The sequence below is a fragment of the Paraconexibacter antarcticus genome, assembly GCF_024220175.1.
Lineage (GTDB): Bacteria > Actinomycetota > Thermoleophilia > Solirubrobacterales > Solirubrobacteraceae > Paraconexibacter > Paraconexibacter antarcticus.
The window spans coordinates 1,810,936-1,825,428 of sequence record NZ_CP098502.1 but is presented as its reverse complement, the minus strand read 5'-3'; the positions used below and the strand labels follow the sequence as shown (position 1 = coordinate 1,825,428).

General features: G+C 77.0%; 16 protein-coding genes. 10 read left to right on the top strand and 6 right to left on the bottom strand.

What is annotated here, in order from left to right; all coding sequences use genetic code 11:
• Positions 1-10: 10 nt before the first annotated feature.
• The 7 genes from NBH00_RS09005 (at position 11) to NBH00_RS08975 (ending at position 4,251) form a co-directional block, all read left to right on the top strand.
• Entirely contained in the window at positions 11-919 is a 909-nt protein-coding gene (locus tag NBH00_RS09005; RefSeq protein WP_254573002.1) for a CE1 family esterase, read from the top strand.
• Positions 920-964: 45 nt separating this feature from the next.
• Positions 965-1,384: an acyl-CoA thioesterase gene (locus tag NBH00_RS09000; protein WP_254573001.1), complete on the top strand. Its 420-nt coding sequence runs from the start codon at positions 965-967 to the stop codon at positions 1,382-1,384.
• 73 nt (positions 1,385-1,457) lie between these two features.
• Complete coding sequence (locus NBH00_RS08995) at positions 1,458-2,054, top strand: ferric reductase-like transmembrane domain-containing protein (RefSeq protein ID WP_254573000.1); 597 nt, start codon at positions 1,458-1,460, stop codon at positions 2,052-2,054.
• Positions 2,055-2,137: 83 nt separating this feature from the next.
• Positions 2,138-2,476, top strand: coding sequence for a hypothetical protein (locus NBH00_RS08990; RefSeq protein ID WP_254572999.1), 339 nt, complete (start codon positions 2,138-2,140; stop codon positions 2,474-2,476).
• Positions 2,477-2,531: 55 nt separating this feature from the next.
• Complete coding sequence (locus NBH00_RS08985; protein ID WP_254572998.1) at positions 2,532-3,230, top strand: hypothetical protein; 699 nt, start codon at positions 2,532-2,534, stop codon at positions 3,228-3,230.
• Between the two features lie 113 nt (positions 3,231-3,343).
• Positions 3,344-3,757 carry a hypothetical protein gene (locus tag NBH00_RS08980; protein WP_254572997.1) on the top strand — a complete coding sequence of 138 codons (414 nt, stop codon included), beginning with the start codon at positions 3,344-3,346 and terminating at the stop codon, positions 3,755-3,757.
• Positions 3,754-4,251, top strand: coding sequence for a hypothetical protein (locus NBH00_RS08975; RefSeq protein ID WP_254572996.1), 498 nt, complete (start codon positions 3,754-3,756; stop codon positions 4,249-4,251). The genes NBH00_RS08980 and NBH00_RS08975 overlap by 4 nt, the downstream gene beginning before the upstream one ends.
• A gap of 132 nt (positions 4,252-4,383) precedes the next feature.
• Here NBH00_RS08975 and NBH00_RS08970 read toward each other — a convergent pair whose 3' ends face one another.
• The 6 genes from NBH00_RS08970 to NBH00_RS08945 all read right to left on the bottom strand — a co-directional run bounded on the left by NBH00_RS08970 (position 4,384) and on the right by NBH00_RS08945 (position 12,082).
• Positions 4,384-5,934 carry an FAD-dependent oxidoreductase gene (locus NBH00_RS08970; protein ID WP_254572995.1) on the bottom strand — a complete coding sequence of 517 codons (1,551 nt, stop codon included), beginning with the start codon at positions 5,932-5,934 and terminating at the stop codon, positions 4,384-4,386.
• 53 nt (positions 5,935-5,987) lie between these two features.
• Positions 5,988-6,542, bottom strand: a complete 555-nt coding sequence (locus NBH00_RS08965; protein ID WP_254572994.1) for an NADPH-dependent FMN reductase — start codon at positions 6,540-6,542, stop codon at positions 5,988-5,990.
• Between the two features lie 72 nt (positions 6,543-6,614).
• Positions 6,615-7,775 (bottom strand): NAD(P)/FAD-dependent oxidoreductase, encoded by a 1,161-nt coding sequence (locus NBH00_RS08960; protein WP_254572993.1) that lies wholly within the window; start codon positions 7,773-7,775, stop codon positions 6,615-6,617.
• Positions 7,663-9,150, bottom strand: coding sequence for a universal stress protein (locus NBH00_RS08955; protein WP_254572992.1), 1,488 nt, complete (start codon positions 9,148-9,150; stop codon positions 7,663-7,665). The genes NBH00_RS08960 and NBH00_RS08955 overlap by 113 nt, the downstream gene beginning before the upstream one ends.
• A gap of 2 nt (positions 9,151-9,152) precedes the next feature.
• The gene (locus NBH00_RS08950) at positions 9,153-10,319 is read right to left on the bottom strand and encodes an FAD-dependent oxidoreductase (RefSeq protein ID WP_254572991.1); all 1,167 of its coding nucleotides are present in this window, start codon (positions 10,317-10,319) and stop codon (positions 9,153-9,155) included.
• Between the two features lie 80 nt (positions 10,320-10,399).
• Positions 10,400-12,082, bottom strand: coding sequence for a sensor histidine kinase (locus NBH00_RS08945; protein ID WP_254572990.1), 1,683 nt, complete (start codon positions 12,080-12,082; stop codon positions 10,400-10,402).
• 68 nt (positions 12,083-12,150) lie between these two features.
• On the opposite strand from NBH00_RS08945, the gene NBH00_RS08940 reads away from it, so the two are divergent.
• The 3 genes from NBH00_RS08940 to NBH00_RS08930 are packed head-to-tail and all read left to right on the top strand — an operon-like array spanning position 12,151 to position 14,480.
• Entirely contained in the window at positions 12,151-12,792 is a 642-nt protein-coding gene (locus tag NBH00_RS08940; protein ID WP_254572989.1) for a response regulator, read from the top strand.
• A 6-nt stretch (positions 12,793-12,798) separates the two neighbouring features.
• Positions 12,799-13,683, top strand: coding sequence for an ABC transporter ATP-binding protein (locus NBH00_RS08935; RefSeq protein WP_254572988.1), 885 nt, complete (start codon positions 12,799-12,801; stop codon positions 13,681-13,683).
• On the top strand, positions 13,680-14,480 hold the full coding sequence (locus NBH00_RS08930; RefSeq protein ID WP_254572987.1) for an ABC transporter permease subunit: 801 nt from the start codon (positions 13,680-13,682) through the stop codon (positions 14,478-14,480). The genes NBH00_RS08935 and NBH00_RS08930 overlap by 4 nt, the downstream gene beginning before the upstream one ends.
• Positions 14,481-14,493: the final 13 nt, after the last annotated feature.

Genomic DNA, 14,493 nt, shown 5'->3' with positions numbered 1-14,493 from the left:
CCTGGCCCGCGTGTCAGGTGCCGCCGCCCGTCGCCCGGCCGGCCTCGTCGCCGGCCTCCTCGCGCTCGCGGGCGCGGCGCTCGTCGCCGCGTCCGGGACCCCCGCCCCCGCCGCGGCGGCCGCGGGGTGCACCGTGCCCGCCGCCGGCACGCCGAGGCTCCGCGTGGACCCCGCGTGGCCCCCGGTGGACCTCCACGTCCCGAAGGGCCTGCCGCCCGGGGTGCGTCCAGCGGTCGTCGTCGTCCTCGGGGGCGTGAACCAGCCGGGCCGGGCGATCGCGCGGCTCACCGGCTACTCGGCGCTCGCCAACCGGCGCCACTTCCTCGTCGCGTACCCGACGGCCCGCGGCGCGCGGCCGGCGTGGGACTTCGCGTCCACGCCCGACGACCCCGACGTCGATTACCTGCGCAAGGTCATCGGGGTGCTGGCCGGCCCCGGCGTCTGCGCCGACCCGACGCGCGTGGTCATCACCGGGATGTCGAACGGCGGCGGCATGACGGCGCGGATGGCCTGCTCGGCGGCCGACCTGCTCGCCGCCGCGGCGCCGGTGTCGGGCGGCTACTCGACGCTTCCGGACTGCACGCCTGCCCGCCCGCTCTCGATCCTCGAGATCCACGGGGCCTCGGACCCGATCGTCCCGTACAACGGCAAGGGCCCGGCCCACGCCGGCGCCGTGCAGACGTATGTCGACGGGTGGCGCGCACGCGACGGCTGCGGCGGCACCCCCGTGACGAAGGCCCTGACGCCGGCCGTCACCCAGGCGCGCTGGGCCTGCAGCACGGGCACGATCGTCGAGAACGACCGCGTCGCGCACCTCGGGCACGACTGGGCCGGCGAGGACTCGCAGCGGCCGTTCAGCGCGACGGTCGCGACCTGGCAGTTCCTCTCCGCGTTCCGGAACGCGGGCGCCGGCCGCTGAGGGCGGGTCGGCCCTCCTCGCCGGCCCCGGTAGCGTCCCGCGGCGATGCCCGCCGCCGTGCCGTTCACCCACCCGCTCCGCGTCCGCTACAACGAGTGCGACCCGCAGGGCGTCGTCTTCAACGCGAACTACGTCGTGTACGTCGACGTCACGATCACCGAGCTGTGGCGGGCGCTGTTCGGCTCCTACCAGCGGTTCGTCGAGGCGACGGGCGTCGACGTCGTCGTCGCCGACCTGCAGCTGCGGTTCCGTGCTTCCGCGCGCTTCGACGACGAGCTCGAGGTGACGCTGACCCCGGCGCTCACGTCGGCGTCGTCGGTCACCTCGCAGATCGCGATCGACCGGTCGGGCACGCGGATCCTCGAGGGGACGATCCGCCACGTGTGCGTCGACGCGCGGGCGCTCACGAAGGTCCCGGCGCCGGCGCTCATGCGCGACGCCCTCGGCGCGGCGGCCGCCGCCTGATCACGGCCGGCCCTCAGGAACCTCTCAGGAAACACGCAGGCTCGGGCCAGCCGCGGGCCGCAGACTGCCCGTCATGAGCAGCCTCTCCCCGCACCTTTTCTGGATCACGAGCCGCGCGGCCGGCATCTCGGCGATGGTCTTCGCGAGCATCTCCGTGGGGCTCGGCCTCTCGATGGCGGCGAAGCTCGGCAAGGGCCGCCTCTCCGACCGCCGCACCCTCCACGAGGCGCTCTCGATCGGCGTGATGATCTCGATCGTCGTCCACGCCGTGTCGCTCCTCTTCGACGCGTACCTGCACCCGAGCGTCGCCGACATCACGATCCCGCTCGTCTCCTCCTACCACACGATCTGGATGACGATCGGCATCGTCAGCGGCTGGGGCATGATCGCGTTCGGGCTGGCCTACTACGCCCGCCGGCGTATCGGCCCGAAGCGCTGGAAGGTCGTGCACCGCTTCACGCTGCTGACGTGGCTCGGTGGCCTCATCCACACCCTCGGCATGGGGACGGACGCCGGGGCGCCGTGGTTCCTCGCGCTCGTCGCCCTGTCCGTCGCCCCGAGCCTCGTGCTGCTCGGACTCCGCGTCGCCCCCGCGCTCCAGGATCGCACCGTGCCGCGCCCCGCCGCTCCCCGAGCCCGCCCCCGCCCCCGCCCGACCACCGTCCCCTGAGCACGGAGTCGGTCCTCACGCTCACAGGAACCTCCCAGCCGGCTCTCAGCCCCCTCCCTCCGACCACCGTCAGATTGACCGTAATGACCTCCACCCCCGCCCCCACCCCCCGGCCCGCACCGCGCCCGCCGAAGCCCGCCGCCCTCGTCCGGAAGGCCCGCATCCGGCGGATGCGGACCCGCGTCGCCGTCGGCGTCACCGCCGCGTTCGTCGGCACCTGGGGCGTCGTCGCGACGGAGGTCGCCGCGTCGCGCACGACGACCGGCACCGCCGTCGCCTCCGCTTCGACGGGCAGCGCGCACGCGGCGTCCACCGGGACGGCGGGCACCGCGCCGGACCCGACGAGCGGCACCACGGCCGGCACGAGCGCGACGAGGAGCGCCTCCCCGAGCCCGGCGGCGGTCACGACGAGCCAGTCCTGACGGCCGGCGCCGCGACCGGTCCCCGCGGCCGGCGGGGATGGATTACGTTTGCGCGATGAACGCCCGGAGCCTCAACGTCTGTGCCGCGGCCGGGGTCATCTCCCTCGTCCTCATCCTCGTCGGCTTCGTCTGCGCCGACTTCATCCCGCCGCCGAAGGCGAGCTGGTCGGCGGACCACCTCGCCGCGTTCTACGGCCACCACACCGACCTCAAGCGCTTCGGCATCCTCGTCCTCGTCGTCGGCACGATGGGCTTCGCGGGACTCGTCGCCGGGATGTCGTCGGTGCTCGACCGCATCCCGGGCGGCGCGACGCTCAGCCGGCTGCAGATGGTCACCGGTGCCGTCGGCACGCTGTGCCTGCTGCTCTTCGCGATGCTCCTCGGCGTCGCGGCCTTCCGCACCGACCGCTCCGCCGAGATCACGCAGGCGTTCCACGACGCCGGCTGGTTCATGGCCTTCCTGTCCGCCCCGCCGTTCGCGATGCAGGCGCTGACGATCGCCGGCGGCGTCATCGGCGATCCGAGCCCGGCGCCGGTCCTCCCGCGGTGGTTCGCCTACGCGAACGCCGCCTTCGGGTCGCTGCTGCTCCCGGGTGCGCTGCTGCTGTTCTTCAAGACGGGCCCGTTCGCGTACCACGGGCTCATCAGCTTCTGGCTGCCGCTCGTCGACTTCGGCGCCTGGATGCTGCTCATGGCGTGGGGCATCCGGCAGCTCGCGCGGGCGGACGCCGCCGTGGCGCCCGCCGTCGCGTAGGCCGTCGCTCAGGCCTTCGCGCCGGCGTGCGCCCCCGCGGGGGCTCTCGCCAAGGGCTGTCGAGCGCTGTCAGGTCCGTGTGTCGGCCCGGACCCACCGGGTAGCCGAACCCTATGAGCCAACGTACGAACCGAGGCCCGATCGGTGCGCTGGTCGGGGCCGTCAAGGAGAAGGCCGGCGAGATCCTCGACCGGGGCGACCTGGCCCGGGAGGGCCGCCTCCAGCAGGAGCAGGGCGCCGCCGACGCGCGTGCGCGGGAGGCCGAGACGCGGGCCCAGGCCGCCCAGGAGCGCGCCGACATCGCCGAGGAGCGGGCCGCCGTGCACGCCGAGGCCGGCAAGCTGCGCGCCGGCGCCCACGAGGATCGCGCCGACGCCGCCGCCGAGGCCGACCGGCGCGAGCAGCACGCCGGCGCGGCAGCCGACCAGGCGCGCGCGGAGCGCGCGGCGACCGCCGAGCGGCGCGCCGCGGAGACCCGCGAGGCCGCCGCCGACCGCCTCGACCCCGATCAGGAGGAGACCGCATGAGCCCCGTCACCACCGTCCCCCGTCACGCCGTGCGCCTCGGGCTCGCGGTCGCCGGCATCCCCGCGCGCCTGGCCGGATCCCCGCCGGCCTACGACCGGGCCGACGCCGCGATCCGCGACACCGCCGGCCGCTGGCTCGGCGACGAGGGCCTGCGCCTGGACGCCCGGCGCAAGCGCGCCGCCGCGGCCGCGCGCAAGGACGCCCGGCGCCTGGACACCGACGCCGACCGTCGCGAGGCCGCCGCGGAGGAGCGCCGTGAGGAGCGCGACGCCCGCGCCGAGGACCTCGCCGCGCGGCGACGCCGGAACGCGGCGGCCGCCGCCGAGGCCGAGCGGGCCGCCGGCGACAGGCGGGCTCGCAGCGAGCGGGCGACCGCCCTGCGCGAGCGGGAGGCCGCGCTCGATGCGCGCGCCGAGGCGCAGCGCCAGGCGGACGAGGCCGACCGCCTCGCCGCCGCCGCCGACACCGCGAAGACCGCCCGCAGGTCGCGCTGAGGGCGCGCGCCGGGCGGCGGTGACCGGCGTCAGGCCACGCCCGCCCGAGCCGCCCGCCCCCCGGCGGCGTGCGGCCAAGTGGGGGGATATGACCCACGAGACCGCACGCCGGGCTTGGGGGGCGGCGGCCGCTCAGGCCTCGCCGAGCGGGTCGACGGCCGGGCCCTCGAGCACCGTGCCGTCGCAGCCGAACCGCGACCCGTGGCACGGGCAGTCCCAGCTCTGCTCGTCCCCGTTCCAACGGACCTCGCAGCCCAGGTGCGTGCACGTCGCCGAACGACGGTGGACGACCCCGTCGCGATCGCGGGCCACCGCCACCGCGCGGCCCCGGACGCGCTCGACGCGACCCTCGCCCGGCGCGAGCGGCGTGTCCGGCGTCCCCCCGCGCAGCAGCGTGGCGAGGCGGTCGCCGACGAGGTGGCGCTGGACCGCGAGGTTGTTCGTCACGAGCGACGCGGCGCCGGCCCGCACCGCGGGCCGCCACGGGCGCAGCACGGACGTCGCCTCGGGCTGCTCCCCGGCGATCGCCTCGTCGAGCGCGGCGGCGGCGCCGGTCCCGGCGGCGAGGCCCCACTTCGCGAAGCCGGTCGCGGTCCAGAGGTGGCTCGCGCCCGGGACGTACGGCCCGACGAGCGGCAGCCCGTCGACCGGCACGAGATCCTGCGCGGACCAGCGGTAGGGCGCGGGGCCGCGCGCGCCGAGGCGCGCCACGGCCCAGTCGGTGAGGCGGCCGTAGCGCCCGTCGTCGGAGGACCGCCCCGCCGGATGGCCCTCCCCGCCGACGACGGCGTAGGTCGTGCCGCCCTCGGTGTGGCCCATCACCGACCGTGACGGCTCGTCGGCGCAGTAGGTCATGGCGGCGGGCTCGTCCGGCACGGGGACGGCGATGGCGTAGGAGCGGATGGCCTCCTGCAGCGCGAAGTGGGCGCCGCGGTCGAAGATCGGCGCGTGCGTCGCGACGACGACGTGCTCGGCCTCGATCTCCGTCCCGTCCTCGAGGACGACGCGGTACGCGCCGCCGCTCCCGCGGAGGGCCGTGACCGGCGCGCCGGTGACGAGCGAGGCGCCGGCGGCGCGCGCGGCCTCGGCGAGCCCTCCGAGGTAGCGGACGGCGTGCAGGCGACCCTGGCCGGGCAGCACGAGGCCGGCGGCGAGCTCGTCGAAGGCGACGTCCGCCGGGCCGGCCGGGCGCACGTCGATGCCGAGCCCCGCGAGCGCCTCGCCCTCCTCCTCGATCGTGTGCGCCTCCGCCGCGCTGCGCACGTAGGTCACCGCGTCGCGGGTCGCCCACGCGCCGTCGATGCGGGCCGACCAGTCGCGCACGAGGTCAAGGCCGCGGCGCTGCAGCGCGACATAGGCATCCATCCGCCCGCGGTCGTGCCTGCGGACGAGCGAGGCGTACCGCGGGGAGTGGAGCAGGCTGACCTTCCCGGTCGTGCAGCCGGTGACGCCGCCGCCGATGCGCCCGCGCTCGAGGAGCAGGACGTCCTGTCCCCGGCGCGCCTGCAGGAGCGCGAGGGTGACGCCGACGATCCCGCCGCCGACGACGCACGTCTGCACGCGGCGCCCGGCGGCCGGCCGCGGGTCCGACGGCGAGACGGGCCCGGTCTCGAGCCAGAGCGAGGTGGTGGCCGTTGGGGCGGCGACGGTCGAGGGGTGGGCGGCGGTCTCCTGGGCGGGCATCGGGACGTCGGATGCCCGTTCCGGCAAAGGTCAACCGCGCCGAACGCGCCCGGTCAGCGCGGGACGGCGGCGACGAGCGTCGCGAGCGCGGCGGTGATGCCCGCCCGGGCGGCCGCGTCGGCCACGAGGCCGTCCGGGCCGATGTCGGCCCGCGTCAGCGGGATCCGCGCGCACGCGGCATCGACCGTCATGGCGCCGGCGTAGCGCAGGACCTTCGCGAGCGAGTCGTGCGCGTCGGCGCCACCGGTCGGCGCCGCCGGGCCCGAGCAGTTGATCCAGGCCACCGGCTTCTCGTAGAGGCCGCCGTCCCCGATCGTCCACTCGAGGACGTTCTTCAGGACGGCGGGCAGCGCGCCGGCGTACTCGGGGGTGCAGACGAGCACCGCGTCGGCGGCGCCGACCGCGCGGCGGAGCGCCGCGACCGGTGCGGGCACCGCCGCGCCGGCGACGTCCGCGTCCGGGCTGAAGTGCGGCAGCGCGTCGATCGCGGCGGCGAGGCTCGCCTCGACGCCGGGCCCCGCGTCGGCCTGCGCCGTGCGGAGGACCGCGGTGTTCGTGGAGCCGTCACGGAGGCTGCCGGAGATGAGGAGCACGTGGATCGGGGGCATGGCCGGCCCCCATCCTGCCGCAGCGGGCGGGCGGGCGGTCGCCGGCGGGGACGGGGCACCGGCCCCGCCGGCTCACACCGGGACGGCGCCGGGCCCCGGCGCGGGGACCGCCCCCGGCACCGGCCCGCCCACGTGCTCGAGCGAGGCCGGCGAACCGCCGCCCTCGTGCGTGAGCCAGCGCGCGAGGCGCCACGCGCAGACGATGCTCGGCGGCATCCACAGCGGCTGCTCGGACGCCTGGCCGGCGTGGCTGTCGTTCAGGACCCGCCGGAGGTAGAGCTCCTCGCCGCCCGCGGCGAGCTTGCCGCGCAGCACCGGGCCCGTCGCCGCGCGGGGGGCGGGGCCTCCGGCCGAGCGGACGATCGCGGCCGCCGCGACGTCGGCCTGCTGCGCCGCGATCCCGCCCTGCTTGACGGTGCCCGCGACCGCGTCACCGGCGGCCCACACGTCGTCGGCGCCGGGGACGGCCATGTCGGACCCGGCCTGGACAAACCCGCGGGGGTCCGTGGCCACGCCGTGCAGCCCGGGACCCTGGACGAGCGGAAGGGCGACGACCGTGTCGGCCAGATCGGACGGGTCGGTCCCGAGGCCGACCGGGCGCCCGCAGTCGGCGGTGACGCCGTGGCGGGCGAGGAACGCGCGGATCTCCGCCTCGGCCCCGGGGCCGAACGCGTCCAGCGGCGTCCGCTCGTCCGTGACGACGCGCACGCTGCGGCCCGGGTGCTCGCCGGCGGTGAGCAGCGCGAGCTCGTAGGCGGGCAGCGTCCAGCTCGTCCGCGGGGGGACGACGATCTCGACGCTCCCGGTCTCGGCCTGCGCGAGCGTGCGCGGGAGGCTCCCGAAGCCGAGCACGCGCGTGAGCGGATAGGGCAGCGTCAGCCGTCCGCCGGGGGCGAGCAGCAGCCGGTCGTAGGGGATCTCCGCGCCGGCGGTCGTCCACAGGCGACGCGCCGCGGTGTCGACCCGGCCGATGCGTGCCGGGGTGAAGCGGGCGCCGAAGCTCGTGCAGAGCTCCACCAGGCCGAGACGCAGCGGCGGGCGGCCCCAGGGCTCACCGAGCAGCTGCGGGCGGAGGCTGAACGACGGGTGCGCGGCGACGACGTGGACGCGCAGGCGTTCCTCACCGAGGTCGCGGAGCGCGAGCACGGCCTCGATGCCCGCGATGCCGCCGCCCGCGACGACGACGTCGACCGGGCGGATCGCGGAGGCACGGCGGAAGCGCTGCGGGGTCATCGGTCCACTCCTGGCTCGGATTCGGCTCGTTCCAGCGTCCCAGCCACGACCGGGCCGGGCGTCCGTACCCCGGTGCCGACCGCGTGCGGGGAACTACCGAGCGCGCGTGCGCGCGCGCCGCACGGACGCGCGGGTTCACGCCGATGGCGCGGCCGCCGCGCGGCTTCAGGGTGTGAGCATGAGCCTCGGACCCGACCCCGAACCCCCCGGAACCCGCATGTGGCACCGTCAGGACGGAGGCCTCGGCGACCTCACCGGGCACCCGGAGCTGCTGCCGCCGGCCATGGCCCTCCATCCGCTCATGCCGTCCGCTGCCGGCCCCGCGGCCGCCACCGACCCCTCCGGCGACCCGGCGGCCCCGGCGGCCCCGGCCCACAGGGCGACCCGCTTCGTCCGCGGCGCGCGCCGCCCCGCGGCGACGACCCCGGACGTGCCGGTCAGCCTGCCCCGCTCCTGAGCGCGACGACACGCCCGCGCCCGCGCCCGCACCGGCCGCGGCGCCCGCCGCAGCGTCCGTCCCCGCCGTCACCGGCCGCGGGACGACGACGAGCGGGCACGGTGCCGAGTGCGCGAGCCGGTCGGCGGTGCTGCCGAGGACGACCCGGCGGACCGCGCCCCAGCCCCGCGAGCCGACGACGAGGAGGTCGAGCGTCCCGGCGGCCTCGGCGAGCACCGCGGCCGGGGCGCCGTGCAGGAGCCGGCCCTCGGTGCCGGCGGGCAGATCCGCGAGGACCGCGTCGAGCCGCGCCTGGGCGGCCTCGCGCACCGCCGCGGTCACGGCCACCAGGTCCACCGTCGTGGCGACGCCGCCGGTGTGGTCGGCCGGCTGCACCGGCGTCTCCCAGGCGGTCAGGACGATGAGCCTCGCGTCGTGGTCGCCGGCGATCCGGGCGGCGAGCTCGAGCGCGGCCGCCGCCTCCGGCGTGCCGTCGTAGCCGGCCCCGACGGTCGTGAGCGGGACGCAGCGCAGGCGCTCGGGCGCGATCGCCACCGGGCACGGCGCGTGGTTGAGCACGCCGCGCCCGACGTCGCCGAGCAGCAGCCGGCCGAACGCGCCGTGGTGGGCGGAGCCGACGACGATGAGGTCGGCTCCGGCCTCCTCGGCGACCTCCTGCAGCGCCCGGGCCGGGGAGCTGTCGGGGACGACGCGGAGCGTCGCGTCGGCCCCCGTGACGAACCGGCAGCCCTCGAGGGCCCGCTGGGTGTCCCGCCGCTGGAGCTCCTCGAAGCCGGCGACCGACCCGCGGGTACGGGCCGGGTCGTGCGGGTAGGCGCCGACGAGCGTGAGGCGGCCTGAGCCGAGCGCGCGCCCGAGGGCGACCGCGGCGCGGCTGCCCTCGCGGCCGTCGACGCCGACGATGACGTGGCCGAACACCGCTACCGGCGTCCCTCGAGGAAGGCGGCGAGGTGCCGGGAGGCGATCTTCGTCTCCTGCGCCCAGGCCTCCGGACCCTCGGCGGACGACGCGAAGCCCTGCTCGCGGCCGACGCGGCCGCCCACGAGGACCGGCGTGCGGCCGGTGAGCAGGAGGCCGCGGAGCTCCGCGCGCACAGGGCGAGGGGTGACGTCGGCACCGGCGGCGCGGGCGATGACCGTCGCGACCACGTCGGCCTGCTGCGCGGCGATGCCGCCGTGCTTGACCGCGAAGTCGGTCGCGTCGCCGGCCGCGTGGACGTGCTCGGTGCCGCGCACGGCGCCGAGCGGATCGACCGGGAGGAACCCGTGGGTCGTCAGCGGCAGGCCGCGGATCCCCGGCCCGACGAGCACGGGCAGGGTGACGACGCGGTCGACGTCGAACGCCTCGTGCCGCTCGGCGACGAGCACGCGCTGTCCCGAGGGGACCTGGGCGACGGCGCCCGTGCGGACGGCGATGCCGGCCTCCTGGAGGCGGGCCGCGACGGCGGCGGAGGCCTCGGGCCCGAAGACGGCGAGCGGCGCGCGCTCGGGCGTGATGAAGGTGATCCTGACGTCGGTGCAGCTGTCGTAGGCGCGCTCGGCGGTCTGCAGCGCGAGCTCGTAGAGCGGCAGCGGCCAGCTCGCGCCGTCCGGCACGACGAAGGCGATGCGGCGCACGTGGCCGGTCTCGACGTCCTGCACGAGACCGCCGAGGACGGTCCCCAGGCTGCGGTCGTCGAGCGTCGTGGCGGCGGGGTAGCTCGGGTGCATCCGGGCGCCGACGGCGATGACGAGCTCGTCGTACGGGAGCGCGGCGCCTCCGGTGGTGTGCGCGACGCGCTCGCCGGTGTCGACCCAGGCCAGGCTGTCGGTCACGTGCGTGGCGCCGGCGTCGCGCAGCAGGCCGCCGAGGTCGTGGCGGGCCGCGGGGGCGCCGGCGAACGGCTCGCGGACGGTCGACGGGCGGTCGACGTAGTCGCCGGCGGGCGCGAGGACCGTCGTCGTGACGCGGTCGCCGGCGAGCGCGCGCAGCGCGAGCGCGGCTTCCAGGGCGGCGGTGCCGCCGCCGGCGACGAGGACCCGGAGGGGCGCGGACGGGGCGGGCGATGGGGCGGCGACGTCGGCGCGGGGCGCGGTGTGGTCGGTCATGGAAGGGACGCTACGCCGCCCCGCCGGGCGCGCCATCCGGAAAGACGCCTCGGCGGATTGCGGGCTTCTACGGTCCCGGCTCAGGTGGCCGGGAGCGTGAGGACGAGCGTCGTCCCGCCGTGCTCCCCGGGCCCGATGGCGAGGTCCCCGCCGCGCAGCTCGGCCCGCTCGCGCATCCCGACGAGCCCGTACCCGGAGGTGCCGCGCACGCGCTCGGGGTCCAGGCCGTGCCCGTCGTCGGTGATGGTGAGCTCGACGGCGCCGCCGGTCACCCGCAGGCCGACGTCGACGCGGGTCGCGCCTGCGTGCTTGGCGACGTTCGTCAGCCCCTCCTGCGCCACGCGGTAGGCGGGCGTCTCGAGCTCGGGGTCCAGGCGGCGCCCGCCGAGCTCGAGGCAGACGTGGACCTCGAGGCCGTGCACGGTGGCCTGCCGCTCGACGAGCGACCGCAACGCCGGCTCTAGGCCGAGCTCGTCGAGGGCGGGGGGACGCAGATCGGCGATGATGCCGCGCAGCGCGGCGATCTGCCGCTCGACCTCGCCGATCGCGAAGGTGATCCGCTCCGGCGCGTCGGCCGGGTCGGCGCGCAGGGCCGCCGAGAGCGCGAGCTTCAGCCCGCCGAGGCCCTGCAGCGTCTCGTCGTGCAGGTCGCGGGCCCAGCGCTTGCGCTCGGCCTCGGCCGCGGCGATCGAGTCCCGCAGCCGCTGCGCCTCGACGCTGCGGGCGGTGGCGACGGCGGTGGCCGCGCTCGCCGCGAAGGACTCGAGCGCGCGTTCCTCGTCCGGGGAGAACGCCACCCCGGACGTGCCGATGTGGTCGAAGGCGGCGAGGACCCCGAGCCCGCGGCCGCGGAAGACGAGCGGGACGATGAGCGCGCTGCGCACCCCGCCGAGGCCGAAGCGGTCGGGGGCGATCGCGAGCACCGAGACGTCGTCGATGCGCAGGGATCGCCCGGTGCGCAGCGTCTCCCCGGAGGTCGACCCCTCGAGCGGGACGGCGGCGTCGGGCGGCGGGGTGGGGTTGCCGGCGTGCGCGGCGATCCGCAGCACGTCCCCGTCCACGAGCCAGATGAGCAGCGCGTCGGCCTCGACGAGGGCGCGGGCGCGCTTGACGATGAGCTCGAGGATACGGCCGAGGTCGGTCTCCCCGCCGAGCGCCAGCGCGATGTCCCGCGCGGCCTCCATCCCCCGCACGGCCCGCTCGAGGCCGACGCGCCGTTCCTCGGTGCTCTTGAAGAGGCGCGCGTTGTCGATCGCGATCGCCGCCCACTGCGCGAGGACGACGATCGCGTCGAGGTCGTCGTCGTCGAAGTCGTCGGCGTCGCGCTTCTCGGTGAGGTAGAGGTTGCCCCACGCCTCGCCGCGGATGACGATCGGCGCGCCGAGGAACCCGCGCATCGGCGGGTGGCCCGGCGGGAAGCCGTAGGAGCGCGGGTGCTGGGAGACGTCCTGCAGCCGGATGGGGACGGGCTGGTCGATGAGGAGGCCGAGGATGCCGCGCCCGCGCGGGAGGTGGCCGATGGCGTCGTGGACCGCACGGTCCTCCCCGATCGTGTGGAACTGGGCGAGGCCGGTGCGCTCGGTGTCGAGGACGCCGAGCGCGGCGTAGCGGGCGCCGCAGATGTCGCGCGCGGTCTCCAGCACCCGGGCGAGCAGGACGTCGAGATCGAGCTCGGCTGTCAGCGACCGACCGATCTCGAGCAGCTGGCGCAGCTTGTCGGGGTGGCTCGGTTCGGGTCCGCCGGACGACGTGGGTGTCGGCATCGTGTGTGAGCGGTGACACTACCGCCGCGGCCCCGTGCCAACCACCCACCCGGTTAGGGTCTGGACCCATGACGCCGATCCGCATCGTGCTCGCCGACGACCACGGTGTCGTCCGCGCCGGCCTGCGCCTCCTGCTCGACACCGACGACGAGTTCGAGGTCGTCGCCGAGGCGGCCGACGTCGACGGCGCCCTGCGCGCCGTCCTCGGCTACAAGCCCGACGTCCTGGTCCTCGACCTCAACATGCCCGGCACCCCGACGTCCCTCGAGGCGATCCCGCGCGTCGCCGAGCGCTCGCCCGGGACGCGCACCGTCATCCTCACGATGCAGGAGGACCCCGAGTACGCGCGCCACGCCCTGCGGGCCGGCGCCGTCGGGTACGTCCTCAAGGAGGCCGCGGACGCCGAGCTCGTCGAGGCGGTCCGCCGGGCCGCGGCGGGCCAGACGTACCTCAACCCGGCGCTGGGCGCGCGTCTGGCGACGACGCCCGAGCAGGCCCCCGGCCCCCCCGGCGACCTCTCCGAGCGCGAGGCGGAGGTCCTGCGGCTCATCGCCCTCGGCCACACGAACGCCGAGATCGGCGAGCAGCTCTTCCTCTCCGTCCGGACGGTGGAGACGCACCGCGCCCACATCCAGCAGAAGCTCGGCCGCTCGAGCCGCGCCGAGCTCGTCCGCTACGCCCTCGACCACGGGCTGCTCGGCGGGTCGTGACGCCCGATGGCCGCGCCCCCGATCCGGTGCGCCGGCCTCACGAAGCGCTGGGGCGCGGCGGTCGGCGTCGAGGCCCTCGACCTCGACGTGGAGCCGGGGTCGGTGACCGGCTTCCTCGGCGCGAACGGCGCCGGCAAGAGCACGACGATCGAGCTCCTCGTCGGGCTGCTGCGGCCGACCGCCGGGCAGGCGCTGCTCTGGGACGTCCCCGCCTCCGAGCCCGCGGCTCGCGCCCGCGTCGGCTACATGCCCGCGGACCCGGCCTTCTACCGGACGCTGAGCGGGCGCCGCAACCTCGACCTGCTCGCCGCGCTCCACCGTCGCGGTGCGCCGGACCGCGACATGGCCGCCGACCTGCTCGGGCTCTCCGGCCGCGACCTCGCGCGCCCGGTCGGCGAGTACTCCGGCGGCATGGTCCAGAAGCTCGCGCTCGTGCAGGCCGTCCAGCACCGGCCCGACCTCGTCATCCTCGACGAGCCCGCCAACCGCCTGGACCCGCTCGCGCACCGCCGCTTCGAGGAGCTCATCCGCCGGATCGCCGCGCGCGGCGGGACCGTCTTCCTCTCCTCCCACACGCTCTCGGAGGTCGAGGACGTCTGCGACACGGTCGCGATGGTGCGCGCGGGGCGGCTGCTCGCGCACCGGCCGGTCGCGGCGCTCGCCGACCTCGCGGCCCGCCGGGTGCGCGCGCTCTTCGACACGACGCCGCCGGCCGCCGTGCCCGGCCTCGCCGACCCCCACGTCGACGGGCACGTCCTCACCGGCCGGGTGGCCCGCGCCGACCTCGAGCCGCTCCGGGCGCTGCTCGCCACCCCCGGGCTCACCGACCTCACCGTCGAGCCCGCGTCGCTCGAGGACACGTTCATCGAGCTCTACGGGGACGGGCGATGAGGCCGTTCGTCGAGGCCGAGCTGCGGGCGCGGGCGCGGATGATCGCGGGCCTCGCGACGGGAGCGTTCACGTACCTCCTCGTGCTCGCCCTCACGTACCACTCGATCGGCGTCGTGGCGCTCGGCAACGCGTTCGGCAAGGACACGCCGCGCATCTTCACCGCGTTCAGCGGGTCGCGCTCGACGGACGTCCTCTCGCCGCACGGGTGGATGGGGCTCGGCTTCAACCACCCGATGCTCATGATCACGTCGCTCACCGCGGCGCTGGCGATCGGGACGGGGTCCGTCGCCGGCGAGGTCGACAGCGGCCGCGCGCAGCTGCTCTTCACCGCCCCGATCGCGCGCGCCCGTTTCCTCGGCGCGGCGCTCGTCGTGTGGGCGGTGGCCGAGGTCGTCATCCTGCTCGCCGCGCTCGGCGGGGCGGTGTTCGGCGGGGTCCTCTCCCCCGACCTGCGGCACGCCGGGCTGGCGAGCCTCGCCTGGGCGCCGCTCCAGCTCCTGCCGCTGACGGCGTTCGTCGCCGCGGTCGGCGTCGTCGCCTCGGCGTACGCGGACACCCGTGGCCGCGCCCTCGGGCTGGCGGTGACGCTCGTCGTCGCGGCCTACCTCGTCTCGGTCGTCGCCGGGCTCTCCTCGGCCCTCGACCCGCTCCGCTGGGCGACGCCGTTCGGCTACTACGACCCCGGGGCGGCGATCACCCGCGGCCTGCGGCCCTGGCCGTTCCTCGCGCTGACGGGCGCGGCGGTCGTCCTGCTGCTCGTCGCCCGACGCCGGCTCGCGCGGCGCGACCTCGCCTGACGCCCGCGTCGGT

Bases quoted from the DNA above. Each gene is read 5' to 3' on its own strand.
- NBH00_RS08995 (WP_254573000.1), top strand. From the start codon at position 1,458: ATGAGCAGCCTCTCCCCGCACCTTTTCTGGATCACGAGCCGCGCGGCC.
- NBH00_RS08950 (WP_254572991.1), bottom strand. From the start codon at position 10,319: ATGACCGACCACACCGCGCCCCGCGCCGACGTCGCCGCCCCATCGCCC.
- NBH00_RS08930 (WP_254572987.1), top strand. From the start codon at position 13,680: ATGAGGCCGTTCGTCGAGGCCGAGCTGCGGGCGCGGGCGCGGATGATC.
- NBH00_RS08990 (WP_254572999.1), top strand. From the start codon at position 2,138: ATGACCTCCACCCCCGCCCCCACCCCCCGGCCCGCACCGCGCCCGCCG.
- NBH00_RS08980 (WP_254572997.1), top strand. From the start codon at position 3,344: ATGAGCCAACGTACGAACCGAGGCCCGATCGGTGCGCTGGTCGGGGCC.
- NBH00_RS08985 (WP_254572998.1), top strand. From the start codon at position 2,532: ATGAACGCCCGGAGCCTCAACGTCTGTGCCGCGGCCGGGGTCATCTCC.
- NBH00_RS08970 (WP_254572995.1), bottom strand. From the start codon at position 5,934: ATGCCCGCCCAGGAGACCGCCGCCCACCCCTCGACCGTCGCCGCCCCA.
- NBH00_RS09000 (WP_254573001.1), top strand. From the start codon at position 965: ATGCCCGCCGCCGTGCCGTTCACCCACCCGCTCCGCGTCCGCTACAAC.
- NBH00_RS08965 (WP_254572994.1), bottom strand. From the start codon at position 6,542: ATGCCCCCGATCCACGTGCTCCTCATCTCCGGCAGCCTCCGTGACGGC.
- NBH00_RS08945 (WP_254572990.1), bottom strand. From the start codon at position 12,082: ATGCCGACACCCACGTCGTCCGGCGGACCCGAACCGAGCCACCCCGAC.
- NBH00_RS08940 (WP_254572989.1), top strand. From the start codon at position 12,151: ATGACGCCGATCCGCATCGTGCTCGCCGACGACCACGGTGTCGTCCGC.
- NBH00_RS08935 (WP_254572988.1), top strand. From the start codon at position 12,799: ATGGCCGCGCCCCCGATCCGGTGCGCCGGCCTCACGAAGCGCTGGGGC.
- NBH00_RS08975 (WP_254572996.1), top strand. From the start codon at position 3,754: ATGAGCCCCGTCACCACCGTCCCCCGTCACGCCGTGCGCCTCGGGCTC.
- NBH00_RS08960 (WP_254572993.1), bottom strand. From the start codon at position 7,775: ATGACCCCGCAGCGCTTCCGCCGTGCCTCCGCGATCCGCCCGGTCGAC.